Below are 22,493 nucleotides of genomic sequence, written 5' to 3'. Positions count from 1 at the left end.
CGCTCAGGCCGGGTCGCCTTGGGCCGAACGGGCCGGTTCAGTCCGTCCGCGGGGGGAGCGGCAACGGCAGCGCCGGCAGCCCGTCCAGGCTCACCCCCACATGGTCCTTCTTCGCGCAGTACGCCGCGAACTCCTCGTCCGACTTCCGCCCGAAGTGCTCCGCGTGCTGGGTGCGCTCCTCCCGGTACTCCATGAAGGGGACGGCGAAGCCGCACGCGTCGCTGACGCGCTGCGCGCGGATGAGGATGATGGCGCGGGCGGAGGGGCCGTCCGCGTCCGTGAAGTACGGGATGTACTCGGCCCAGCGCGGATCGTCGCGGAAGACCGGCTCGCCCCGCCCGTGCACCCGGAGCACCTTCGGCGGCCCGGTGAACGCGCACCACATCAGGGTGATGCGGCCGTTCTCCCGCAGATGCGCGATGGTCTCGGCGCCGCTGCCGCCGAAGTCGAGATAGGCCAGGGTCATCGGGTCGAGGATGACCAGGGTCCCGGCCCGCCCCTTGGGCGAGAGATTGATGTGGCCGTCGTCCGCCAGTGGCGCGGTGGCGGTGAAGAAGACGGGCTGCTCTTCGATGAAGGCACGGATACGTCCGTCGATCTGTTCGTAGCGCTTACCCATGCCCCGGATTATCCCCGCGCGGGGGCAGCCGGGGCAGTGGTGTTCGAGGCAGCTGCCCGCCTGCCCGCCTGCCCGCCTGCCCGCCTGCCCGCCTGCCCGCAGCCCCGCCGACCCGCAGCCCCGCCGACCTGACTCCGCGACCCGGTCCTGAGGCTGTCATCGCGATCGTGGTGACCGCCGCGCACCTTCCCACCAGGGGCTTTGACAAAACATACGGTGCATTGCATAGTTATACCTGTCAGTGAATGGATCGTAAGGAGATACCCGTGACCGAGCGCGTCGTACTCGCCTACTCGGGCGGCCTGGACACCTCCGTCGCCATCGGCTGGATCGCCGAGGAGACGGGCGCCGAGGTCATCGCCGTCGCCGTGGACGTCGGCCAGGGCGGCGAGGACCTGGATGTCATCCGCAAGCGCGCGCTCGCCTGCGGTGCCGTCGAGGCCGAGGTCGCGGACGCCAAGGACGAGTTCGCCGAGGAGTACTGCCTCCCGGCGATCAAGGCCAACGCGCTCTACATGGACCGCTACCCGCTAGTCTCCGCCCTCTCCCGGCCGACCATCGTCAAGCACCTCGTCGCCGCCGCCAACAAGCACGGCGCCGGCATCGTCGCCCACGGCTGCACCGGCAAGGGCAACGACCAGGTGCGGTTCGAGGCCGGTATCTCCGCTCTCGGTCCCGACCTGAAGTGCATCGCCCCCGTCCGCGACTACGCGATGACCCGGGACAAGGCGATCGCCTTCTGCGAGGAGAAGAACCTCCCGATCGCGACCACCAAGAAGTCCCCGTACTCCATCGACCAGAACGTCTTCGGACGCGCCGTCGAGACGGGCTTCCTGGAGGACATCTGGAACGCGCCGATCGAGGACATCTACGAGTACACCGAGAACCCGGCCGTCCAGCGCGAGGCCGACGAGGTCGTCATCTCCTTCAAGGAGGGCGTCCCGGTCGCCATCGACGGCAGGCCCGTCACCGTCCTCCAGGCGATCCAGCAGCTCAACGAGCGGGCCGGCGCCCAGGGCATCGGCCGGATCGACATGGTCGAGGACCGGCTCGTGGGCATCAAGTCCCGTGAGGTGTACGAGGCCCCCGGCGCGATCGCGCTGATCACCGCGCACCAGGAGCTGGAGAACGTCACCGTCGAGCGCGAGCTGGCCCGGTACAAGCGGCAGGTCGAGCAGCGCTGGGGCGAGATGGTCTACGACGGCCTGTGGTTCTCCCCGCTCAAGCGCGCCCTGGACGGCTTCATCAACGAGGCCAACCAGCACGTGACCGGCGACATCCGGATGACCCTGCACGGCGGCCGGGCCGTCGTCACCGGCCGGAAGTCGGACGAGTCGCTGTACGACTTCAACCTCGCCACCTACGACTCGGGCGACACGTTCGACCAGTCCAAGGCGCAGGGCTTCATCGAGATCTTCGGCCTCTCGTCGAAGATCGCCGCCCGGCGTGACCTCGCCTGATCCCCTTCCGTACGGCAGCCGCCTCCCCGATCCTCCGCGGCGGGGAGGCGGTCGTGTTCTCCGACCCCTCTGAGGAGCAGCAGTGAGCAGCAACAACGGTGATGTCCGGCTCTGGGGCGGCCGGTTCGCCGACGGTCCCGCCGAAGCCCTCGCGAAGCTCTCCGCGTCGGTCCACTTCGACTGGCGGCTCGCCCCGTACGACATCGCCGGCTCCCGCGCCCACGCCCGCGTGCTGCACCAGGCCGGGCTGCTCACCGCCGGGGAACTGACCCGGATGCTGGCCGGTCTCGACCAGCTCGAAGCGGATGTGGCCGACGGCTCGTTCACCGGCACCATCGCCGACGAGGACGTGCACACGGCCCTGGAGCGCGGTCTGCTGGAGCGGCTCGGCGCCGACCTCGGCGGCAAGCTGCGCGCCGGCCGGTCCCGCAACGACCAGGTCGCCACGCTCTTCCGGATGTACCTGCGCGACCACGCCCGGATCATCGGCGGCCTGATCGCGGAACTCCAGGACGCGCTGGTCGGCCTCGCGGAGACGCACGCGGACGTCGCGATGCCGGGCCGTACGCATCTCCAGCACGCCCAGCCCGTCCTCTTCGCCCACCACATGCTGGCGCACGTGCAGTCGCTGTCCCGGGACGCGGAGCGGCTGCGGCAGTGGGACAAGCGCACCGCGGTCTCCCCGTACGGCTCCGGCGCGCTGGCCGGCTCGTCGCTCGGGCTCGACCCCGAGGCGGTCGCCGCCGACCTCGGCTTCGAGCGCGGCTCGGTCGGGAATTCCATCGACGGCACGGCCTCCCGCGACTTCGTCGCGGAGTTCGCCTTCATCACCGCGATGACCGGCGTCAACCTGTCGCGGATCGCCGAGGAGGTCATCCTCTGGAACACGAAGGAGTTCTCCTTCGTCACCCTGCACGACGCCTTCTCCACCGGCTCGTCGATCATGCCGCAGAAGAAGAACCCGGACATCGCGGAGCTGGCGCGTGGCAAGTCGGGCCGCCTCATCGGCAATCTGACCGGGCTGCTGGCCACCCTGAAGGCGCTGCCCCTCGCGTACAACCGCGATCTCCAGGAGGACAAGGAGCCGGTCTTCGACTCCTGTGACCAGCTGGAGGTCCTGCTGCCCGCCTTCACCGGGATGATGGCGACGCTGACCGTCCACCGCGAGCGGATGGAGGAGCTGGCCCCGGCCGGTTTCTCGCTCGCCACGGACATCGCGGAGTGGCTGGTCAGGCAGGGTGTGCCGTTCCGGGTGGCGCATGAGGTCGCGGGGGAGTGCGTCAAGGAGTGCGAGGCGCTGGGCATCGAGCTGGACGAGCTGACGGACGAGCAGTTCGCCAAGATCTCCGCCCACCTCACGCCCGAGGTGCGCTCCGTCCTCAACGTGCCGGGCGCGCTGGCGTCCCGTAACGGCCGGGGCGGTACGGCTCCCTCGGCGGTGGCCGTTCAGCTCTCCGAGGTCAAGGCCGATCTGGTGATCCAGCACGCCTGGGCGACCGCCAAGCGGTGACACGGGTTCCTCACCTCGCCGCCGCCCACTCCGCGAGCGCCTCGAAGTCCGGCCGGATCAGGCCGATCCCGGGATCGACGCGGAGCAACAGGGCGGCGGCGAGGTGCCGTTGCTCCACCCAGTCCCGGTCGTACGCGGTGATCTCGTCGTCGATCCAGGCGAAAGGCCGGCCGGCCGCGTACTCCAGGACGTAACGCGTCTTCCAGAAGGTCCCGCGAGGGGCCTTTCCGCGCGTCCGGGGCCAGTCGATGTACGGCAGCTCCGGCAGCCCGAGACGCGGCCCGATCCACTCGTTGGCGTCGTCCTTCCAGGTGGTGGCCCAGACGAGGTCGTACCGGTCGGCGAGCGCGAGCAGCTCGGCTCCGTGCCCGGGGTTGAGCAGCACGGGCAGCGGCTCGGGCCAGGTCCAGCCGGAGGGGCGGGTCCGGTGCTTGGTGTAGCCCTCCGGCGTGGGGCCCGCCAGAGCCTCGTACGGGTTCAGCGGACCGTCGATGTCGATCAGCAGCAGGGGTTTCATGGGGTGACACTCTCCTGACTCATGGTGCCTGACGTATCTGGGAATGAGACGTTCATGTCTCATATGGGTTAGCCTTGTCCCATGACTGTCGATCGTGACCAGGTGCTGCGCACCGCCGCCGCCCTCCTCACCCGCAAGGCGACCGCCACCATGGACGAGGTCGCCCGCGCCGCCGGTATCGGGCGGGCGACCCTGCACCGGCACTTCGCCGGGCGGAACGCGCTCGTCAAGGCGTTGGAGGAGCTGGGGATCCAGGAGATCGAAGCGGCACTCGACGCCGCGAGGATCGAGGAGGGGCCGGCCGCCGACGCGCTGCGCCGGCTCATCGCCGGCGTCGAGCCCGCCGCCGGGCTCCTCGCCTTCCTCGTCACCGAGAACCAGCTCTTCGAGGACGACGTCAACGACGGCTGGGACCGGCTCGACGCCCGCTTCTCCGCGCTCTTCCGGCGCGGCCAGGAACAGGGCGAGTTCCGGATCGACCTCAGCCCCGCGTGGCTGACCGAGGCTCTCTACGGACTCATCGGCGCCTGCGCCTGGACCATCCAGGACGGGCGGGCCGCCGCCAAGGACTTCCCCCACATGATCGCCGAGCTGCTGCTCGGCGGAGCACGACGGAGCGTGGAGACATGACCGGCACCCTCCGGCCGGCGGCGGGGAGCGCACTCGACGCCCGTCCCGGGCGGTGGGTCGCGCTCGCCGTACTCGTCCTGGCCGTCCTGCTGGTGGCCGTCGACGCCACCGTACTGGGTCTCGCGACCCCGTTCCTCAGCGAGGACCTCAAGCCGTCCGGCACCCAGCTGCTCTGGATCGGCGACATCTACTCCTTCGTCATCGCCGGCCTGCTGGTCTCCATGGGCAGCCTCGGCGACCGTATCGGCCGCAAGAGACTGCTGCTGACGGGCGCGGTGGCGTTCGGCGGGATCTCCGTACTCAACGCCTACGCGGGCTCCCCGGAGATGATGATCGTGGCACGGGCGCTGCTCGGTGCCGCGGGCGCGACCCTGATGCCGGCCACCCTCGCACTGATCCGCAACATCTTCCACGACCCGAGGGAACGCAGCCTCGCCATCGGCGTCTGGGGGGCGATGGCGTCCGCGGGCGCGGCGGTCGGTCCGGTCGTCGGGGGCTTCCTGCTGGAGCACTTCTGGTGGGGCTCGGTCTTCCTGATCAACGTCCCCGTCATGGTGGTGCTGGTGCTCGTCGGCATCAGGACGCTGCCCGAGTCGAAGGACCCGACACCCGGCCCCTGGGATCTGCCCAGTGTGCTGCTGTCACTCGTCGGCACCGTCGGCGTCGTGTACGCGGTCAAGGAGGCGGCGGTACGGGGCCCGGACTGGCAGGTGGCCTTGGTGGGCCTGGCCGGCGCGGGCGCGCTGTACCGGTTCCGGCGCCGCCAGCTCACCCTCCCCACCCCGCTGCTGGACATGCGGCTCTTCCGCCACCGGGGTTTCTCCGGCGCGGTGCTGGCCGACCTGCTGACCATCCTCGGCCTGTCCGGGCTGGTCTTCTTCCTGTCGCAGTTCCTGCAGCTGGTACAGGGACGATCGCCCCTGGAAGCGGGCCTCGCCGAACTTCCGGCGGCGGTCGGCGCGGTGACGACGGGTCTGCTCGCGGGCCGGGCCGCCCGGCGCTTCTCCGTACGCTCCGTGGTGGCGGGCAGCCTCGCGGCGATCAGCCTGGCCCTGGCGGCGCTGACCGGGATCGGCCAGGCCACCGGATATCCCCTGCTCGGCGGGGTGCTGCTGGTCGTCGGCGCCGGCGCGGGCTTCTCCTTCACCGTCACGGCGGACGTGATCCTGTCCGGCGTCCCCAAGGAACAGGCCGGTTCGGCCTCGGCGGTCTCGGAGACGGCCTACGAACTGGGCGCGGCGCTCGGCATCGCGCTGCTGGGCTCGATCGTCACCGGCGTCTACCGGGGCTTCCCCGTCCCGGCCGGCGTTCCGGCGGGGACGGCCTCGGCGGCCCACGAATCCCTCGGCGGCGCGGTGGACGCGTCCGCCGGTCTCCCGGCTCACGCCGGCGCGGCCCTGGTGAGCGCGGCTCAGGACGCCTTCGTCGAGGGTCTGCGCCTCGCGGTGGGCGTGGGCGCCGCGGTCCTGCTGGCCACGGCGGTGGCGGCCTGGTTCCTGCTGCGCGGTCAGAAGCTTGAGGACGGACCCGGACACTGAAGCCGCCCCCGGCCTCCTTGCCCGAGCGAGTCCGAGCGAGTCCGAGCGAAGAACCGCGCCCGGAAGGCCCCTCCGGCCGGAGACCGGCGGGCGGGCGGCCGGGCCCGGTCGGCGTCCCCGCCGCCGGGCGTCAGGCCGCCTTCGCCTTCGTGGCGTACATGTCCACGTACTCCTGGCCCGACAGCCCCATGACCTCGGTCATCACCGAGTCCGTGACCGCCCGCAGCACATAGCGGTCGCGCTCCATGCCCTCGTACCGCGAGAACTCCATCGGCTCGCCGAAGCGCACCGTCACCTTTCCGGTGCGCGGCATGCCCGAGCCGTTCGGCTGGAGCTTGTCCGTGCCGATCATCGCGAAGGGCACCACCGGAGCCCCCGTCATGAGCGTCAGCCGCGCGATGCCCGTACGGCCCCGGTACAGCCGGCCGTCGGGGGAGCGGGTGCCCTCCGGGTAGATGCCGAAGATCCGTCCCTCGTCCAGCACCCGACGGCCCGTCATGAGCGCCGCGACACCGCCACGCGCGCCGTCGCGGTCCACCGGGATCATGCCGACGCCGGTGAAGAACCACGCCATCAGGCGGCCCTTGAGGCCCTTGCCCGTGACGTACGAGTCCTTGCCGATGAAGACGACCTGCCGGTCACAGACCAGGGGGAGGATCATCGAGTCGATGAAGGTCAGGTGGTTGCCGGCGAGGATGACCGGCCCGCTCGCCGGGATGTTCTCCGCACCCTCCACCCGTGTGCGGAACATCAGGCGCACGATCGGTCCGAGCACTGCCTTGATGAGCGCGAAGCGGGACAACAGGTCCTCCGGCGTCGTATGACGATCAGGATGGGCGATGAACGGTGCAGGTGAGCACGTTACTCGCGGTGTGCGGCAGCCGCACATCGGGTTCACGTACCGGATACCCGCTGTTGACGTTCGTTTCCGCCTCGTTCGTCCAGGGTCCCCCTTGCGTAGGGCGTGGATCCCTACGCTCAGCCGTGACGTGACAGGTGCCGGACATCACACCCGCCACCTCCACACCCACCACATCCAGGGGAGCGTTCATGACACAGGCCGCGCGGCACACGCCCGGACGGCGAACCGTACTGGGAGCGGCGGTGCTCGGCTCGGCGGCCGTGGCGCTGCCCGCCACGGCGCAGGCCACGGAGCGGGGGCACGGCGGCCACGGACCGGTCCGTCCGGACCTGCCGGTGCCCACGATCGTCGGACACCGCGGCGCCAGCGGCTACCGCCCGGAGCACACCCTCGGCTCGTACCAGCACGCCCTCGACCTCGGCGCGCACGTCATCGAGCAGGACCTGGTGCCCACCAAGGACGGACATCTGGTGTGCCGTCACGAGAACGACATCACGGCCACGACGGACGTCGCGGACCACCCCGAGTTCGCCGGCCGCAGGACCACCAAGAAGGTCGACGGCGTCAGTCTCACCGGCTGGTTCACCGAGGACTTCACGCTCGCCGAGCTGAAGACCCTGCGCGCCAAGGAGCGCATTCCGGGCAACCGCCAGCGCAACACCCTCTACGACGGCCGCTGGGAGATCCCCACCTTCGAAGAGGTACTGCGCTGGGCGGACGACGAGGGCCGCCGCCGGGGCCGCCGCGTCTGGCTGTACACCGAGACCAAGCACCCCACCTACTTCCGGGGGATCGGCCTCGGCCTGGAGGAGCCCCTCGCGAAGCTGCTGCGCCGGTACGGGCGTGACCGCAAGGACTCCGCGATCTTCCTCCAGTCCTTCGAGCCGACGAGCATGCAGAGGATGGCGAAGCTGGTCTCCTCGCCGCGCGTCGTCCTGCTGAACGCCTCGGGCAGGCCGTGGGACTTCCAGGCCACGGGCGACCCGCGCACGGTGGCCGATCTGGTCAGGCCCGAGGGCCTGAAGTGGATCGCGTCCTTCGCGCAGGGCCTCGGCCCGACGCTCGACCTGATCATCCCCAAGGACGCCACGGGCAAGCTGGGCACGCCCACGACGCTGGTACGGGACGCGCACGCCAAGGGCCTGATCCTGCACCCGTACACGATGCGCAACGAGAACACCTTCCTGCCCGCGGACTTCCGGCGCGGCACGGACCCGAACGCGTACGGTGACGCGTTCGGTGCCTTCAAGGCCTACTTCGCGCAGGGCATCGACGGCGTCTTCACCGACAACCCGGACACCGGGCTGCTGGCGCGCGCGGACTTCCTCCGCCGCTGACCGACCGACCGGCTGACCGACCGACCGGCTGACCGACCGACCGGCCGCCGACCGTCCGTCGCGGACCCGCCGTCCGGCTGACGCGCCGTCCGGAACGTCAGCCGCTGACAGCGTGCCCCCCGGTCGGGTGACTGCCCGCCCGGGGGGCAACCGCCCGTCACCGCCATGACGTCCCGCCGGGCATGACGTCCGCCACGCTCGCCGAAACGACTCCCGCGCCGTGCCCGGCGCCCCGCTCCGCCCCGCTCCCGGCCCGCCCGCCCGCACCCTCGTCGCCCGCACCGTGGCCGCCCGCACCGGAAGACCTCGTGCGCGCGCTGCTCCCGCTGGTCAGTGCCGAGGCGGCGGCGGAGGCGTGGGGCGCGGGTGTCGAGGCGGGGGACCTCGAACAGAGTCTCTGGGTCCGGTTGCTGGAGCGGCTGGACGAGGAGGGGCCGCCCGGGGACATCGGGCGGTGGGTACGCGACGTCGTACGGGCGGAAGCGCGGCGCGCCCGCCGCACCGCGGCCCGTGAACTCCCGTACCGCGAGAACCGGCCTCCGGAGAACGGCCCCTACGGCGATGAGCCCGCCGCCCGCTCCGAAGCCGGCCCCGAGCGCTCCGCGCTGCGCGCCGAGCTCCGCCGTACACTCCGCGCGGCGGTCGTCCGCACTCCCGGCCGCTGCCCCCGGCTGCTCACCGCGATGCTGTCGCCGAAGGACCCCACCTACCGCGAGATCGCGGGGGAGTTGGGTACGTCACAGGGCAGTTTGGGCCCCTTGCGATCCAGATGCCTGGGATGCCTGCGCAGAATGCTCGCGGCGGGGGTTGCGGCTCCCGCGCCCGGGGGAAAGGAGCGGTAGACAATCGGCTTACCAGGTGAGCGGAAGGCATGCACACATGGGCATGAGCGTGACCATCTCAGCGGCGAGCGCGCAGGACGCGGAGTACATCCTCAAGCTGCAGTACCTCTGCTATCAGAACGAGGCCGAGCTGTACGGCGACTACACCATCGAGCCGCTCACCCAGACCCTTGACGATCTGCGGGCCGAACTGGACCAGGGCCACGGCCTGGTGGCCCGGCTCGGCGACGAGGTGGTCGCGTCGGTGCGGGGCAGTGCGGACGCGGCGGGTCTCGCCCGGTTCGCCAAACTCATCGTCCACCCACGGCTGCGGCGCCACGGTCTCGGCGGGCGGCTCCTCGACGCGATCGAGGCGCACTTCGCGGCGGAGCCGGCCGTCCAGCGGTTCCAGCTCCGCGCCGGTCACCTCAACGAGAGCAATCTGCGGCTCTACCGCAACCGGGGCTATGTGCCCGTGTCGACGGAACAGCTCGGCCCGCGGCTGCGGCTCGTCACCCTGGAGAAGGCCGCAGCCGTCGGAGCGTACGCGGCCAGCGCCTGACGCCGTCGTATCTCCTTGTCCCCGTCCCCGTATCCCCTTGTCCCCGTATCGCCGCCGGTCACCGACGCGACGTACGCAGCCACATCATGCCGGTGACCGGCAGCAGTACGGGGATGAAGAGATAGCCCATGCCGTAGTCCGACCAGACCGTGGCATCCGGGAAGGCCGACGGCTGGAGCAGGGTCCAGGTCCCGACGGTCAGTACGCCCATGAGTTCGGCGGCGCAGCAGACCAGCGCCGCCTTCCGGGCCGTTTCCCCGCCGCGCACGAGGGTGTAGGTGATGAAGACGTACACCACGGCCGCGACGGCGGAGAGCGTGTGGGCCAGCGGAGCCCGGTCGAATTCGGTCGCGATCTGGTAGGCGGAGCGGGAGACCGCGCCGACCGACATCACGCCGTACAGCCAGACCAGCAGCAGTCCGGGACCCGTGACGAGCCGGGCGGGGGCCTTCTCCCCTTCCGCGCTGTTCTCCGTCTTCGCGCCGGTGGCGGACCCGTCCATCGTCAGCCTCCCCAGATGTCATGGAGCCGTACTTCGAGCACGGCGAGGACGACCGCTCCCGCGGACACCGTCACGGAGCCCCAGCGGGTCCGCTCGGTCAGTGAGAGAAAACCGGCCGCCGGCACCGCGAACAGCGCGCCGATCAGATACGACACGAAGATCACCGAGCCGTCGTCGGGCTTCTCGCCGCCGGCCAGTCGCGCGATTCCTATGACCAGCTGCGCCAGTACCAGTACCGATACCACGGCCATACCGATGAAGTGCCAGTCCTTGGTGGGCTGGTCGCGGTAGGCGGCGAAGCCGCACCAGGCGGCGAGGGCGAGCGCGACCACGGAGACCGTGACCGTCAGGGCGACAAGCATGGGCCTGAGAGTATTACGGCGAAAAAGGCACCGGACGCGCGCCCCCGGCCCCGGAGATCCGTCCGCTATGCGGACACTTTTCCAGAACTCGTACTGATGTCTGCTTTACTTATCCCATGACCACGACGAGCTACCGCGACCCCGCGACCGAGGCGATCAACACGCCCGGTGCTCGTTGTCTGTGTCGAATGCGCGCCATCTGAGGGCCCCTGCCTGAACCTCGCGCCCCGAAGCGAGATCTGACAGCCGCGCCGCGTCCGCAGGCCGTGAAGCCTCATCTCCCGAGGCCGCCGGACGGACCGCGCCTGCCCCACGCGCACGCCGCTTCCCGGTCACCCACCGTGTCAGCCGTGCCGCGTCGGAATGACGAACGCCCCGTGCCCGGCGGCCACCTCGCCGCGCACTCGACAGTGACGGAACCCCCCTGTGATCACTACTACGGGCCTGACCAAGATCTACCGGTCCGCCCACGGGCGAGGCCGTGAGGTCACCGCACTCGACGGCGTCGACCTGCATGTCCGTGAGGGCGAGGTCTTCGGAGTCGTCGGACAGAGCGGAGCCGGCAAGTCCTCGCTCATCCGCTGCGTCAACCTCCTCGAACGCCCGACCACCGGCACGGTGACGGTCAACGGCCAGGACCTCACCGCACTCGCCGGCCGGGGCCGGCGCGCGGGCGGGGAACTGCGCCAGGCCCGCACGGCGATCGGCATGGTCTTCCAGCACTTCAACCTGCTCTCCTCGCGCACGGTCCAGGCCAACGTCGAACTACCACTGGAGATCCTCGGAGTCTCCGGCCAGGAACGCTCCCGCCGCGCCCGGGAACTGCTCGACCTCGTCGGTCTCGCCGACAAGGCGCGGTCCTACCCCGCCCAGCTCTCCGGCGGCCAGAAGCAGCGGGTCGGCATCGCCCGCGCGCTGGCCGGCGACCCCAAGGTCCTCCTCTCCGACGAGGCGACCAGCGCCCTCGACCCCGAGACCACCCGCTCGATCCTCCAGCTGCTCCGCGACCTCAACCGGCAACTCGGCCTGACCGTGCTGCTCATCACGCACGAGATGGAGGTCGTGAAGACGATCTGCGACTCGGCCGCGCTGATGCGGCGGGGCCGGATCGTCGAGTCCGGCACGGTCGGCGAACTGCTCGCCACCCCCGGCTCGCAGCTGGCGCGCGAGCTGTTCCCGGTCGGCGGGGCCGCCGCGGGCCCCGGCCGCACGGTCCTCGACGTCACCTTCCACGGCGACGCCGCCGGCCGGCCCGTGATCTCGCAGCTCTCCCGTACGTACAACATCGACATCTCGATCCTCGGCGCCGCGATGGACACCGTCGGCGGACGTCAGATCGGCCGGATGCGGATCGAACTGCCCGGCGTGTACGAGGACAACGTCGTCCCGGTCGGCTTCCTGCGCGAGCAGGGACTCCAGGTCGAGACCGTCGACGAGGCCACCGCCCCCCACGACGGCGCCGTCCCGGCGCAGCGCCCCATCCCGGTGAAGGAAGATGCCAAGTGACCTGGTCCGAGATGCAGCCGCTGCTGTCCCAGGGGACCGCCGACACCCTGTACATGGTGCTGTGGGCCACCCTCGTCACCGTCGTCGGCGGACTGCCCCTCGGCATTCTGCTCGTCCTCACCGACAAGGGCGGACTGCTCCAGAACGCCCCGGTGAACAAGATCGTCGGCGTGATCGTGAACATCGGACGGTCCCTGCCGTTCATCATCCTGCTGATCGCGCTGATCCCGTTCACCACCCTGGTCATCGGCACCTTCATCGGCCCCACCGCGATGATCGTGCCGCTCGCGATCGGCGCCATCCCCTTCTTCGCGCGCCTCGTCGAGACATCGGTCCGCGAGGTCGACCCCGGACTGGTCGAGGCCGTCCAGGCGATGGGCGGATCCATCCCCACGATCGTCCGCAAGGTGCTGCTGCCCCAGGCCCTGCCGTCGCTCGTGTCCGGTACCACCACCACCGTCATCGCCCTCATCGGCTACTCGGCGATGGCGGGCGCGGTCGGTGGCGAGGGACTCGGCTCCAAGGCCGTCACCTACGGATTCCAGCGCTTCGAGAACGGCTTCATGATCGCCACGGTCATCGTCCTGATCGTGATCGTCACCGTGGTCCAGCTGCTCGGCGACGGGGTCGTGCGCCTGCTGGCACGCCGGGGCCGTACCGCTTCCTGACCCTCCCCCCCGGCCTTCACCCCCGGCCTTCACCCCCGGCCTTCACCCCCGGCCTTCACCCCCGGCCTTCCCCCGGGCCGCCCCTGAACTCTTCTCCCCAGGGCCCGCACTCCTTGTCCGGGCTTCACCACCGCATCACAAGAAAGAGGCACTCTTCGTGCGCACTCACATCAAGCTCGCCACCGTCGCCGCGACCGCGGCCGTCGCCCTCGGTCTCAGCGCCTGCGGCACCTCCTCCGACCCGGGCGGCTCGTCCGACGCGGGCGGCAAGGCCGACACGTCCAAGCCGCTGGTCGTCGCCGCGTCCCCCGTACCGCACGCCGACATCCTGAACTTCGTCAAGGACAACCTGGCGGCCAAGGCCGGCCTCAAGCTGGAGGTGAAGGAGTTCACGGACTACGTCCTGCCGAACACCGCCACCCAGAGCGGCGAGGTCGACGCCAACTACTTCCAGCACAAGCCGTACCTGGACGACTTCAACAAGAAGAAGGGCACCGACATCGTGCCTGTCGTCGACGTCCACCTGGAGCCCCTCGGCCTCTACTCCAAGAAGCTCAAGGACCTCTCGGACATCAAGGCCGGCCAGAGCATCGCGATCCCCAACGACACCACCAACGAGGGCCGCGCGCTCAAGCTGCTCGCCGACAACGGCCTGATCACACTCAAGGACGGCGTCGGAGCCGAGGGCAACCTCTCCGACATCAAGGACGCCAAGGGCATCGAGTTCAAGGAGCTGGAGGCCGCCACCCTGCCGCGCGCCCTGAACGACGTCGACGCCGCCGTCATCAACGGCAACTACGCGATCGAGGCGAAGCTCAAGCCCGCCCAGGACGCGCTGGCCCTGGAGAAGGCCGAGGGCAACCCGTACGCCAACTTCCTCGCCGTCAAGCGCGGCCACGAGAAGGACCCCCGCGTGGAGAAGCTCGCGAAGCTCCTCAACTCGCCCGAGGTGAAGAAGTTCATCGAGGACACCTACGACGGCGCCGTCATCCCCGCCTTCGGCCCGGTCAAGTAGTCACGGCAGGAACGTTCTTGTCCGTGGGGGCCCGGCGCACGCCCGTCGCGCGCCGGGTCCCCACGCCTGTCGAGGACCCGGCCATGCGCCGCCCCCACCCGATGCTGCATGCTGTGCCTTTACGACGGACTGAGGCATGGAGCTGCGCATGACCACCACCTTTCCGGACGTCTCCATCAGCACGGAGCGATTGGTGCTGCGCCCCTTCGAACCGGCGGACATTCCGGCGCACATCGAGATGATGAACGACGAGATGGTCGTCGCCTGGACCTCCGTACCCCACCCCTACACCCAGGCGGACGCCGAGAAGTGGGTCGGCGCGATCGCTCCCGCCGAGCGCACCGGGGGGCGCGGGATCGCCTTCGCCGTCACCGAGTTCCTCACCCAGCGACTCGTCGGCGTCGTACGGCTGCGGAACACCAACTGGTACGCGCTCGCCACCGAAGTGTCCTACGTCACCGCACCCTGGGCCCGCGGTGAGGGATACGCCACCGAATCGGCCCTCGCGGTCGCCCAGTGGCTCTTCCGCGACCAGAAATTCGAGCGCATCGAAGTGCGTACGGCCGCCGACAACACCGCGTCCCAGCAGGTCGCGCAGAAGATCGGCTGCATCAGCGAGGGCGTCCTGCGCAACGCCTGGATAGCGCGCAGCCAGACCGAGGACGGCGGCTGGACCGACATCCGCACCGACCTCATCGTGTGGAGCCTGCTCCCCGAGGACCTCGAAGGCGTCGCCGAGCAGATGGCCGACGCGAGCGGCTACGCGTCCTTCACCGACTGGAACTGACCCCAGGACCGCTCCACCGGCGGGACGCCCCGGCCGTGGCCAGGTACTCTCACCCTGCCCGCACCTGACCGGGCAGCCCCACCTGTGACGACTTCGGGAGACTGACGAGATGGCCGACCGCGTCACGGTGATCGGCTGGGACGGCTCACCCCTCACCGCCGCGGCCACCTCCGCCCTCTCGGCCGCCACTCTGGTGGCCGGAGCCGCGCACCATCTGGCCCTCCCCGAGGTGCCGGCCGACGCCGAGCGCGTCCGGCTCGGCAGCATCGACCTGGCGGCCCGCAGGATCGCCGGCCACCGTGGCAGCGCCGTCGTCCTCGCCGACGGCGACCCCGGCTTCTTCGGCGTCGTACGGACCCTGCGCGCCCCCGAGCACGGACTCGAGGTCGAAGTCGTGCCGGGTGTCTCCTCCGTGGCCCGCGCCTTCGCCCGCGCCGGCATGGCCTGGGACGACGCCCAGGTCGTCGTCGCCCACCGCCGTACGCTGCGCCGCGCCGTCAACGTCTGCCGGGCCCACACCAAGGTCGCCGTCCTCACCTCGCCGGGCGCGGGACCCGCCGAACTGGCGCTGCTCCTCGAAGGTGTCCACCGCACCTTCGTCATCTGCGAGGAGCTCGGCACCGAACGCGAACAGATCACCGTCCTCACCTCCGACAAGGCCGCCGACCACGTCTGGCGCGACCCCAACGTCGTCATCGTCATCGGAGGCATCGGCGCCTCCGGCGCCCCGGCCGCCGGCTGGATCGCCGGCCGCGACCCCGGATACCCGTCGGGCGAGCGGGGCTGGGCGCTGCCCACGGAGGAGTACGGCATCGCCCTCGACGAGGGCGAGTCGACCTGGCTGCGCGCCGCCCAACTGGCCAGGATCGGGGCCCGTACCGGCGACCTGATCTGGGACATCGGCTCCGGCAGCGGCGCTCTCGCCGCGGAGGCGGCCCGCTTCGGCGCCGCCGTCATCGCCGTCGACGACGAACCGGGAGCCTGCGCCAGCACCGCCGCGGCGGCCCGGCGTGCCGGCGTCCAGCTCCAGGTCGTCCAGGGCCGGGCGCCGCACGTGTTGGAGCGGCTGCCCGAACCCGACGTCGTCCGGATCGGCGGCGGTGGCGTCGACGTCGTCATAGCCTGCGCGGACCGCCGCCCCGAGCGCATCGTCACCCACGCGGCGACCCGGGACGAGGCCGAGGCGATCGGCAGGGCCCTGGCGGAAGGCGGCTACGAGGTGGAGTGCGCGCTGCTCCAGTCCGTCGGCCTGGACACCGGTGACTGGTCGGAGCGCGAGCGCTCCGTCGTCTTCCTGCTCTCCGGGCAGCGGCCGGAGAGCGCCCCCTGACCTGGCCGCCGCACGGCGCGGGGTAGGCTGGCCGATCGTCGTACCGCACCCGGACGTTCGTCGCTTCGTCGGTCAATGTCCGGAATGGGGGGCCGGTTTGGGCCCTGATGTGATACGGCTGATTCCGGGGGGGACGCGGGACGTGGCGCAGTCCACACCGGGCTGGGGACGGATCCCCCGGCACGGCTGTGAAAGACCGCGTGAAGCCGCGAGAATACGGGATGACCGCGGGCCGCACGTGCCGCGCGGCGCCCATGCTCGTTGTTGTTGACGGGTGGCCGGAAGCGCCGCGGTTCGGGCGCCCCGGGCGAAGGGCTGAAGGAGCACAACCAATGGGCGAGGGGTACGCATGACTGACACCGGCCAGGTCCCGGGCGAGGGACTGCCGGAGAACGCAGGCATGGTGGAGCAGCCGGGCATCCCCGCTCCCGGTTCGTACACCTACCTGGACCCCTCCGCGACCGTCACCGAGGACGAAGGACTGCTGCTGATGCCGAGCGGGCAAGGGGGGTGGAGCGACCCGCAGGTGGTGCCGGCGGAGGCTCCCGCCGCCTACGCGGTGCCCGGCGGATACGCGGCCCCCGCCGGGTACGGAGTGCCGGACGGCTACGGCGCCCCGGAGGGATACGTCCCGCCCGAGGGGTATGCGGCGCCCGAGGGGTACACGGCTCCGGAGACGTACGCGACTCCCGACCATTACGCCGTGCCGGACGGGTACACCGCCGCCGAGGGGTATCCGGCGGCCGAGGGGTACGCCGCTCCCGAGCAGACGCGGGCTCAGCCGCAGGTGCCTCCCATAGAAGAGGCGGCCCCGACCGTGGAGCCCGTGCCGCACTTCCAGGCCGAGGCCCAGGCCGACGCCCAGGCCCACATGCCGGGTGGGTTCCCGGCGCAGCCGCAGGAGACCGTGGACGTCGTGCCCGAGGCCGTTCCTGAGGTTGTGCCTGTCGCGCCCGCCGAGCTCGGCGGGCCCGTCGAGCTTGCCGAAGAGGTCGCGGAACAGCCCGTGGCCCCTGCGGAGCCCGCCTACGACGCGGCCGCGCAGGGATCCATCGGGCGCGGGCAGAACCTGGCCCAGCCGGGTGCGCACGAAGCCGGCGGCCGGCATTCCGGTTCGGTGGACCTCAGCGGTGTACGTATGCCGCCGGCCACGTCGATGGCCACCGCGCCCCCCTCGCGCCGCCCGCTGCACATGGGCCCCCCGGTGCCCGACCCGACCGGTGGCGTGGTGCGTTCGCTGGCCGACCGTGGCCCCGCCGGGTCACCGGCGCACGCCGTTCGCGTACGGCCCCGGCCGCAACAGGTCCAGGTGGCACAGGCCCAGGTGGCGACCGCCGTCGCCCCGGAGCAGGCGGACGCCGCGCGTGAGCCGTGGAGTTCGGAACAGCCGGTGCCCGCAGCAGAAACGGTCGTCCCGCAGCCCCTGGAGCCCCACGAGACCCACGAGATCCCGGAGACCCCCGAGGCCCTGGAGGTCCCGGTTCAGGCCGGACCCGACCCTGTCGAGGCCGTGGCGGTGCCGGAGCCGGAAGCCGAGCCGGAGCCGGTGGCCCCGGATCCCGAGCCCGACGTCGTGGCCGAGGTCCGGGAATCCGCTCCTGAACCCGTGCCCGTATCGGAGCCCGTATCGGAGCCCGCGCCGGAACCCGAGCCGGTTGTCGCGGAAGAGGCGGCCGTCCCGGTGGAAGAAGCGCCCCTGGCCGACGAGCCCCCGCAGCAGGCCGAGGTCACCGCGCCCGTCGAGCAGGTGGAGCCCGGTGAGCCCGCCGAGCCCTTCGAGCCCGCCGACGCCGTCGCCGAGGTACCGGAGGAGCCGGCGCCGGTGGTGGAGCCCGTCCTCGTCGTGCCGGAAACCCCCGAGGCACCCGAGGCTTCCGGGGAAGCCGAGCAGGTGCCGGACCCCGAGCCCGTTCCCGTGGCGGATCCGGAGGCGGAGCCCATGACCGAGCCTCAGCCCCCGGAGGCGCTGGAGCCCGTACCGGACGCGGAGCCCGCACGGGAGCAGCCGGAGCCCGAGCCCGTACCGGAGCCGGTCCCCGCTCCCCGGCAGGGACCCGCCGCCGCGTCCGGGTACGACGACGCCGAGCGCGACGCCGTACTCCGGGTGATGCGCGAGCGGCGCGACATCCGTAACGGATTCCGCTCCGACCCGATCCCGCACGAGGTGCTGCTGCGCGTCCTGGAGGCCGCGCACACCGCGCCCAGCGTGGGCCACTCCCAACCCTGGGACTTCGTGGTCATCCGCTCCGCCGAGACCCGGCGGTCCATGCACGAGCTGGCGCAGCGTCAGCGTGACGCGTACGCCAAGTCGCTGCCCAAGGGCCGGGCCAAGCAGTTCAAGGAACTGAAGATCGAGGCCATCCTCGACACCCCGGTGAACATCGTGGTCACCGCCGACCCGACGCGCGGCGGCCGGCACACCCTCGGCCGGCACACCCAGCCGCAGATGGCCCCGTACTCCTCGGCCCTCGCCGTCGAGAACCTCTGGCTCGCCGCCCGCGCCGAAGGACTCGGCGTCGGCTGGGTCAGCTTCTTCGACGAGCGCGAGATGGTACGAGCGCTGGGCCTGCCCGAGCACCTCGAAGTCGTCGCGTACCTGTGTGTCGGTTACGTCGACGAGTTCCCGCAGGAGCCCGAGCTGATGCAGGCGGGCTGGTCCAAGCGCCGCCCGCTGTCCTGGGTCGTCCATGAGGAGACGTACGGCCGCCGGGCCCTGCCGGGCGCGGAGCCGCACGACCTGCTCCAGGAGACCATCGCCGGGATCCGGCCGCTGGACGCGAAAGCGCTGGGCGAGGCCTGGGAGCGCCAGAAGAGGATGACGAAACCGGCCGGTGCGCTCGGCATGCTGGAGATCATCGCCGCGCAGCTCAGCGGATTGTCCCGGATGTGCCCGCCGCCCATCCCGGAACCCGCGGCGGTCGCGATCTTCGCGGGCGACCACGGCGTGCACGCCCAGGGCGTCACCCCGTGGCCGCAGGAGGTGACCAGTCAGATGGTCGCCAACTTCCTGAGCGGCGGCGCGGTGTGCAACGCGTTCGCGACCCAGGTGGGGGCGGAGGTGTGCGTCATCGACGTCGGCGTCGCGGGCGAACTCCCGGGTACGCCCGGCCTGCTGCCCCGCAAGGTGCGCGCCGGCACGGCCGACTTCACGACCGGCCCGGCCCTCAGCCGCGAGGAAGTCCTCTCGGCGATCGAGGTCGGCATCGAGACGGCGCGCGACCTGGTCGCCGCCGGCAACAAGGCGCTGCTCACCGGCGAGATGGGCATCGCCAACACGACCGTGTCGGCCGCGCTGATCTGCGTCTACACCGGCCAGGATCCGGCGGAGGTCACCGGGCGCGGCACGGGCATCAACGACGAGACGCACGCCCGCAAGATCGACGTCGTACGGCGCGGCCTGGAACTCCACCAGCCGGACCCGTCCGACCCGATCGGCGTCCTCGCGGCGATCGGCGGCCTGGAGCACGCGGCGCTCGTCGGATTCCTGCTGGGCGGCGCTTCGTTGCGTACCCCGGTGATCCTGGACGGCGTGAGCGCGGGCGCCGCGGCGCTGGTCGCCCGGGCGATCGCCCCGGAGGCCCTGGCGGCCTGCATCGCCGGCCACCGCAGCGTGGAGCCGGGGCACGTGGCCGCCCTGAACAAGCTGGGCCTGCGCCCGCTGGTCGACCTGGACCTGCGCCTGGGCGAGGGCACGGGCGCGCTGCTGGCCCTCCCGGTGGTGCAGAGCGCCGCGCGCGCCATGCACGAGGTCGCGACGTTCGATTCGGCGGGAGTGACGGAGAAGTAGCGAAGCGGGCGCTGGGAGCCTGTCGGGTGGCCTTCGATCGGAGGTCACCCGACAGGCTCTGAGGGGCCCCGGACCGCGCGGGTGAAGCCGGTCCGGGGGCCGCCGTGCGCGCACCACCCCACCCCACGCCCGCCGCGAAACCGGGAGCCGGAGAGCGGGCCGTGCCGTCCCCACGGGCCGTGCCGTCCTGCCGGAGTCCGGGCCGCCCCTCCGCAGGGCCCCGCGCCCACGGCCGTGACCCCCGCGCCCCCTCCCCGTAAGGTGGTCGCCGGGACCGTAACCGGCTCCCACCAGCCGCTTCACCTCCGCAGCGGCCCCGCAGCACACCGCCCAGCCGCCCGAGGAGCCCCTGCCGACATGGCCGACCACGCCGAGCACCCCGCCTACCCCGTCGGACTTCGCCTGTCCGGTCGGCGCGTCGTCGTCATCGGCGGCGGCCAGGTCGCGCAGCGCCGGCTTCCGGCGCTCATCGCTGCGGGCGCGGACATCGTGCTCGTGTCCCCGTCCGCGAAGCCGTCCGTCGAGGCCATGGCGGACACCGGCGAGATCCGCTGGGAGCGCCGGCTCTACGCCGAGGGAGACCTCCAGGGCGCCTGGTACGCGCTCATCGCGTCCAGTGACCCCGCCGCCAACCTGACCGCCTCCGCCGAGGCCGAGCGCGACCGGATCTGGTGTGTACGGAGCGACGACGCGGAGGCCGCCACCGCCTGGACCCCGGCCACCGGACGCAGCGAGGGCGTCACCGTCGCCGTACTCACCGGACAGGACCCGCGCAGGTCCGCGGCCGTACGCGACGCGATCGTCGAAGGCCTGCGCGACGGCACCCTCCCCGCGCCCCACCACCGCGCCCGTACGCCCGGCGTCGCTCTCGTCGGCGGCGGTCCCGGCGACCCGGATCTGATCACCGTGCGCGGCCGGCGGCTGCTCGCCGAGGCGGACGTCGTCATCGCGGACCGCCTCGGACCGCGCGACCTGCTCAACGAACTGCCGCCGCACGTCGAGGTGATCGACGCGGCGAAGATCCCGTACGGCCGTGCCATGGCCCAGGAGGCCATCAACGACGCGCTGATCGAGCACGCCAAGGCGGGCAAGGCCGTGGTCCGCCTCAAGGGCGGCGACCCGTTCGTCTTCGGGCGCGGTATGGAGGAGATCCACGCGCTCGCCGAAGCCGGCATCCCCTGCACGGTCGTGCCCGGCATCTCCAGCTCCATCAGCGTGCCGGGGGCCGCCGGAATCCCCGTCACCCACCGGGGTGTAGCCCACGAGTTCACCGTCGTCAGCGGCCATGTCGCCCCCGACGACGAGCGGTCGCTCGTCGACTGGGCGGCGATCGCCCGCCTCCGGGGCACACTCGTCCTGCTGATGGCCGTCGACAAGATCGGCGCCATCGCCCAGGCGCTCATCGACCACGGCAAATCCCCCGAGACCCCGGTCGCCCTGGTCCAGGAAGGCACCACCGCCGCCCAGCGCCGGGTCGACGCGACGCTCGCCACGGTGGGGGAGAGGGCCAGGGCCGAGGCGGTACGGCCCCCGGCCGTCATCGTCATCGGCGAGGTCGTCGCGCTCGGCGACGGGCAGTAACCACCATCTCCCGCCCCCGTGGGGGCGCATCACCCCGGACAAGGCAGTGTCACCCGTGGCCGAACTCATCACCGTCGACGACCCCGAAGACCCCCGTCTGCATGACTACACCGGCCTGACCGACGTGGAACTGCGGCGCAGGCGCGAGCCCGCCGAGGGCCTGTTCATCGCCGAGGGTGAGAAGGTCATCCGCCGCGCCGCCCAGGCCGGGTACCCGATGCGGTCGATGCTGCTCTCGGCCAAGTGGGTCGACACGATGCGGGACATCATCGAGGAGGCCGAAGCACCCGTGTACGCGGTCAGCCCCGAGCTGGCCGAGCGCGTCACCGGCTACCACGTGCACCGCGGCGCGCTGGCCTCCATGGGGCGCAAGCCGCTGCCGACAGTCGGCGAGGTGCTCCGCACCGGCCGGCCCGTCGCCGCCGGGGAAAGCGTCGACGGCCACACCGACACCGACACCGGCGCGGTGCCGCCTTCGGAGCCTCGGCGGTCCGGGGTGCGGCGCGTCGCCGTTTTCGAGGACATCGTCGATCACGCCAACCTGGGGGCCGCCTTCAGGAACGCCGCCGCTCTCGGCGTCGACGTCGTCCTCCTCACTCCCCGCTGCGCCGATCCCTTCTACCGGCGGTCCGTGAAGGTCTCGATGGGAGCCGTCTTCCAGGTGCCGTGGACTCGCTTGGAGTCCTGGCCCGAGGATGTCGAGATCCTGCGCTCCACGGGCTTCACGGTCGCCGCGCTCTGCCTGAGCGACCGGGCGATCACCCTCGACGAGCTCGCCGCACGGCGTGACGAGAAACTCGCCCTGGTCTTCGGCACGGAGGGCGCCGGCCTCACCCCGGGGATTCTCGCCGCGGCCGACGAGCACGTCCGTATCCCGATGGACGCCGGTGTCGACTCACTCAACGTGGCAGCGGCCTCGGCCGTGGCCTTCTACGCGACCCGCCCGCGGTCTGCCTGAACCGGGACCGCGGATCGAACGGCTCTGTCCCGTGATCGGTGGTAGCTGTACGCCACACCAGGCCGAGTCCTGCCTGACGTCAAGGCCCTTGCGGGTCTGGTCCTCTGGGCCTGTCCGCGCGCTGATGGTCGCGGGGATGGC

The 22,493-nt window shown here is 71.6% G+C and carries 20 protein-coding genes; 15 read left to right on the top strand and 5 right to left on the bottom strand.

Annotation, left to right across the window (positions count from 1 at the left end; translation table 11 throughout):
• Positions 1-37: 37 nt before the first annotated feature.
• Positions 38-619, bottom strand: a complete 582-nt coding sequence (locus tag ACIBAE_RS11085) for a pyridoxamine 5'-phosphate oxidase family protein (protein ID WP_399283959.1) — start codon at positions 617-619, stop codon at positions 38-40.
• 266 nt (positions 620-885) lie between these two features.
• On the opposite strand from ACIBAE_RS11085, the gene ACIBAE_RS11080 reads away from it, so the two are divergent.
• Positions 886-2,079, top strand: coding sequence for an argininosuccinate synthase (locus ACIBAE_RS11080; RefSeq protein WP_399283957.1), 1,194 nt, complete (start codon positions 886-888; stop codon positions 2,077-2,079).
• An 82-nt stretch (positions 2,080-2,161) separates the two neighbouring features.
• Positions 2,162-3,589: an argininosuccinate lyase gene (gene argH, locus ACIBAE_RS11075; RefSeq protein ID WP_399283956.1), complete on the top strand. Its 1,428-nt coding sequence runs from the start codon at positions 2,162-2,164 to the stop codon at positions 3,587-3,589.
• A gap of 10 nt (positions 3,590-3,599) precedes the next feature.
• Here the strand turns inward: argH and ACIBAE_RS11070 are convergent, their stop codons facing one another.
• A complete protein-coding gene (locus ACIBAE_RS11070) occupies positions 3,600-4,106 on the bottom strand; it encodes an HAD domain-containing protein (RefSeq protein ID WP_399283954.1) in 507 nt (168 codons plus the stop codon).
• Between the two features lie 81 nt (positions 4,107-4,187).
• Here ACIBAE_RS11070 and ACIBAE_RS11065 point away from each other — a divergent pair, with 81 nt between their 5' ends.
• Both ACIBAE_RS11065 and ACIBAE_RS11060 read left to right on the top strand, forming a co-directional pair.
• On the top strand, positions 4,188-4,736 hold the full coding sequence (locus tag ACIBAE_RS11065; RefSeq protein ID WP_399283952.1) for a TetR/AcrR family transcriptional regulator: 549 nt from the start codon (positions 4,188-4,190) through the stop codon (positions 4,734-4,736).
• Positions 4,733-6,274 (top strand): MFS transporter, encoded by a 1,542-nt coding sequence (locus ACIBAE_RS11060; RefSeq protein ID WP_399283951.1) that lies wholly within the window; start codon positions 4,733-4,735, stop codon positions 6,272-6,274. Before ACIBAE_RS11065 ends, ACIBAE_RS11060 begins: the two co-directional genes overlap by 4 nt.
• 130 nt (positions 6,275-6,404) lie before the next feature.
• Here the strand turns inward: ACIBAE_RS11060 and ACIBAE_RS11055 are convergent, their stop codons facing one another.
• Positions 6,405-7,172 carry a lysophospholipid acyltransferase family protein gene (locus ACIBAE_RS11055; RefSeq protein WP_399283949.1) on the bottom strand — a complete coding sequence of 256 codons (768 nt, stop codon included), beginning with the start codon at positions 7,170-7,172 and terminating at the stop codon, positions 6,405-6,407.
• A 152-nt stretch (positions 7,173-7,324) separates the two neighbouring features.
• Here ACIBAE_RS11055 and ACIBAE_RS11050 point away from each other — a divergent pair, with 152 nt between their 5' ends.
• The 3 genes from ACIBAE_RS11050 to ACIBAE_RS11040 all read left to right on the top strand — a co-directional run bounded on the left by ACIBAE_RS11050 (position 7,325) and on the right by ACIBAE_RS11040 (position 9,856).
• A complete protein-coding gene (locus ACIBAE_RS11050; protein ID WP_399283948.1) occupies positions 7,325-8,473 on the top strand; it encodes a glycerophosphodiester phosphodiesterase in 1,149 nt (382 codons plus the stop codon).
• Between the two features lie 308 nt (positions 8,474-8,781).
• A complete protein-coding gene (locus ACIBAE_RS11045) occupies positions 8,782-9,315 on the top strand; it encodes a sigma-70 family RNA polymerase sigma factor (protein ID WP_399283945.1) in 534 nt (177 codons plus the stop codon).
• Positions 9,316-9,352: 37 nt separating this feature from the next.
• On the top strand, positions 9,353-9,856 hold the full coding sequence (locus ACIBAE_RS11040) for a GNAT family N-acetyltransferase (RefSeq protein WP_399283944.1): 504 nt from the start codon (positions 9,353-9,355) through the stop codon (positions 9,854-9,856).
• Between the two features lie 58 nt (positions 9,857-9,914).
• Here the strand turns inward: ACIBAE_RS11040 and ACIBAE_RS11035 are convergent, their stop codons facing one another.
• Both ACIBAE_RS11035 and ACIBAE_RS11030 read right to left on the bottom strand, forming a co-directional pair.
• On the bottom strand, positions 9,915-10,358 hold the full coding sequence (locus ACIBAE_RS11035; protein ID WP_399283942.1) for a hypothetical protein: 444 nt from the start codon (positions 10,356-10,358) through the stop codon (positions 9,915-9,917).
• Positions 10,359-10,360: 2 nt separating this feature from the next.
• Positions 10,361-10,720, bottom strand: coding sequence for a hypothetical protein (locus ACIBAE_RS11030; protein ID WP_399283941.1), 360 nt, complete (start codon positions 10,718-10,720; stop codon positions 10,361-10,363).
• 426 nt (positions 10,721-11,146) lie between these two features.
• On the opposite strand from ACIBAE_RS11030, the gene ACIBAE_RS11025 reads away from it, so the two are divergent.
• From ACIBAE_RS11025 to ACIBAE_RS10990, 8 genes are all read left to right on the top strand, one after another.
• Positions 11,147-12,226, top strand: coding sequence for a methionine ABC transporter ATP-binding protein (locus ACIBAE_RS11025; protein WP_399283939.1), 1,080 nt, complete (start codon positions 11,147-11,149; stop codon positions 12,224-12,226).
• A complete protein-coding gene (locus tag ACIBAE_RS11020) occupies positions 12,223-12,894 on the top strand; it encodes a methionine ABC transporter permease (RefSeq protein WP_399283938.1) in 672 nt (223 codons plus the stop codon). Before ACIBAE_RS11025 ends, ACIBAE_RS11020 begins: the two co-directional genes overlap by 4 nt.
• A gap of 157 nt (positions 12,895-13,051) precedes the next feature.
• Positions 13,052-13,909 carry a MetQ/NlpA family ABC transporter substrate-binding protein gene (locus tag ACIBAE_RS11015; RefSeq protein ID WP_399283937.1) on the top strand — a complete coding sequence of 286 codons (858 nt, stop codon included), beginning with the start codon at positions 13,052-13,054 and terminating at the stop codon, positions 13,907-13,909.
• A 148-nt stretch (positions 13,910-14,057) separates the two neighbouring features.
• Positions 14,058-14,696, top strand: coding sequence for a GNAT family N-acetyltransferase (locus ACIBAE_RS11010; protein ID WP_399283935.1), 639 nt, complete (start codon positions 14,058-14,060; stop codon positions 14,694-14,696).
• A 109-nt stretch (positions 14,697-14,805) separates the two neighbouring features.
• Complete coding sequence (cbiE, locus tag ACIBAE_RS11005) at positions 14,806-16,026, top strand: precorrin-6y C5,15-methyltransferase (decarboxylating) subunit CbiE (RefSeq protein WP_399283933.1); 1,221 nt, start codon at positions 14,806-14,808, stop codon at positions 16,024-16,026.
• Positions 16,027-16,375: 349 nt separating this feature from the next.
• Positions 16,376-19,813, top strand: a complete 3,438-nt coding sequence (cobT, locus tag ACIBAE_RS11000) for a nicotinate-nucleotide--dimethylbenzimidazole phosphoribosyltransferase (RefSeq protein WP_399283931.1) — start codon at positions 16,376-16,378, stop codon at positions 19,811-19,813.
• A gap of 357 nt (positions 19,814-20,170) precedes the next feature.
• Positions 20,171-21,394 (top strand): uroporphyrinogen-III C-methyltransferase, encoded by a 1,224-nt coding sequence (gene cobA, locus ACIBAE_RS10995; RefSeq protein WP_399283929.1) that lies wholly within the window; start codon positions 20,171-20,173, stop codon positions 21,392-21,394.
• A 55-nt stretch (positions 21,395-21,449) separates the two neighbouring features.
• The gene (locus ACIBAE_RS10990; protein WP_399283927.1) at positions 21,450-22,352 is read left to right on the top strand and encodes a TrmH family RNA methyltransferase; all 903 of its coding nucleotides are present in this window, start codon (positions 21,450-21,452) and stop codon (positions 22,350-22,352) included.
• Positions 22,353-22,493: the final 141 nt, after the last annotated feature.

The sequence above is a fragment of the Streptomyces sp. NPDC051569 genome (genome assembly GCF_044454085.1).
Classification (GTDB): Bacteria; Actinomycetota; Actinomycetes; order Streptomycetales; family Streptomycetaceae; genus Streptomyces.
This window is presented reverse-complemented; position numbering and strand designations above follow the sequence as displayed.

What these genes read in the sequence shown, in the direction of transcription:
- ACIBAE_RS11085 (WP_399283959.1), bottom strand. Translation starts at nt 619, where the DNA reads ATGGGTAAGCGCTACGAACAGATCGACGGACGTATCCGTGCCTTCATC.
- ACIBAE_RS11070 (WP_399283954.1), bottom strand. Translation starts at nt 4,106, where the DNA reads ATGAAACCCCTGCTGCTGATCGACATCGACGGTCCGCTGAACCCGTAC.
- ACIBAE_RS11065 (WP_399283952.1), top strand. Translation starts at nt 4,188, where the DNA reads ATGACTGTCGATCGTGACCAGGTGCTGCGCACCGCCGCCGCCCTCCTC.
- ACIBAE_RS11060 (WP_399283951.1), top strand. Translation starts at nt 4,733, where the DNA reads ATGACCGGCACCCTCCGGCCGGCGGCGGGGAGCGCACTCGACGCCCGT.
- ACIBAE_RS11050 (WP_399283948.1), top strand. Translation starts at nt 7,325, where the DNA reads ATGACACAGGCCGCGCGGCACACGCCCGGACGGCGAACCGTACTGGGA.
- ACIBAE_RS11040 (WP_399283944.1), top strand. Translation starts at nt 9,353, where the DNA reads ATGGGCATGAGCGTGACCATCTCAGCGGCGAGCGCGCAGGACGCGGAG.
- ACIBAE_RS11035 (WP_399283942.1), bottom strand. Translation starts at nt 10,358, where the DNA reads ATGGACGGGTCCGCCACCGGCGCGAAGACGGAGAACAGCGCGGAAGGG.
- ACIBAE_RS11030 (WP_399283941.1), bottom strand. Translation starts at nt 10,720, where the DNA reads ATGCTTGTCGCCCTGACGGTCACGGTCTCCGTGGTCGCGCTCGCCCTC.
- ACIBAE_RS11010 (WP_399283935.1), top strand. Translation starts at nt 14,058, where the DNA reads ATGACCACCACCTTTCCGGACGTCTCCATCAGCACGGAGCGATTGGTG.
- cbiE (WP_399283933.1), top strand. Translation starts at nt 14,806, where the DNA reads ATGGCCGACCGCGTCACGGTGATCGGCTGGGACGGCTCACCCCTCACC.
- cobT (WP_399283931.1), top strand. Translation starts at nt 16,376, where the DNA reads ATGACTGACACCGGCCAGGTCCCGGGCGAGGGACTGCCGGAGAACGCA.
- cobA (WP_399283929.1), top strand. Translation starts at nt 20,171, where the DNA reads ATGGCCGACCACGCCGAGCACCCCGCCTACCCCGTCGGACTTCGCCTG.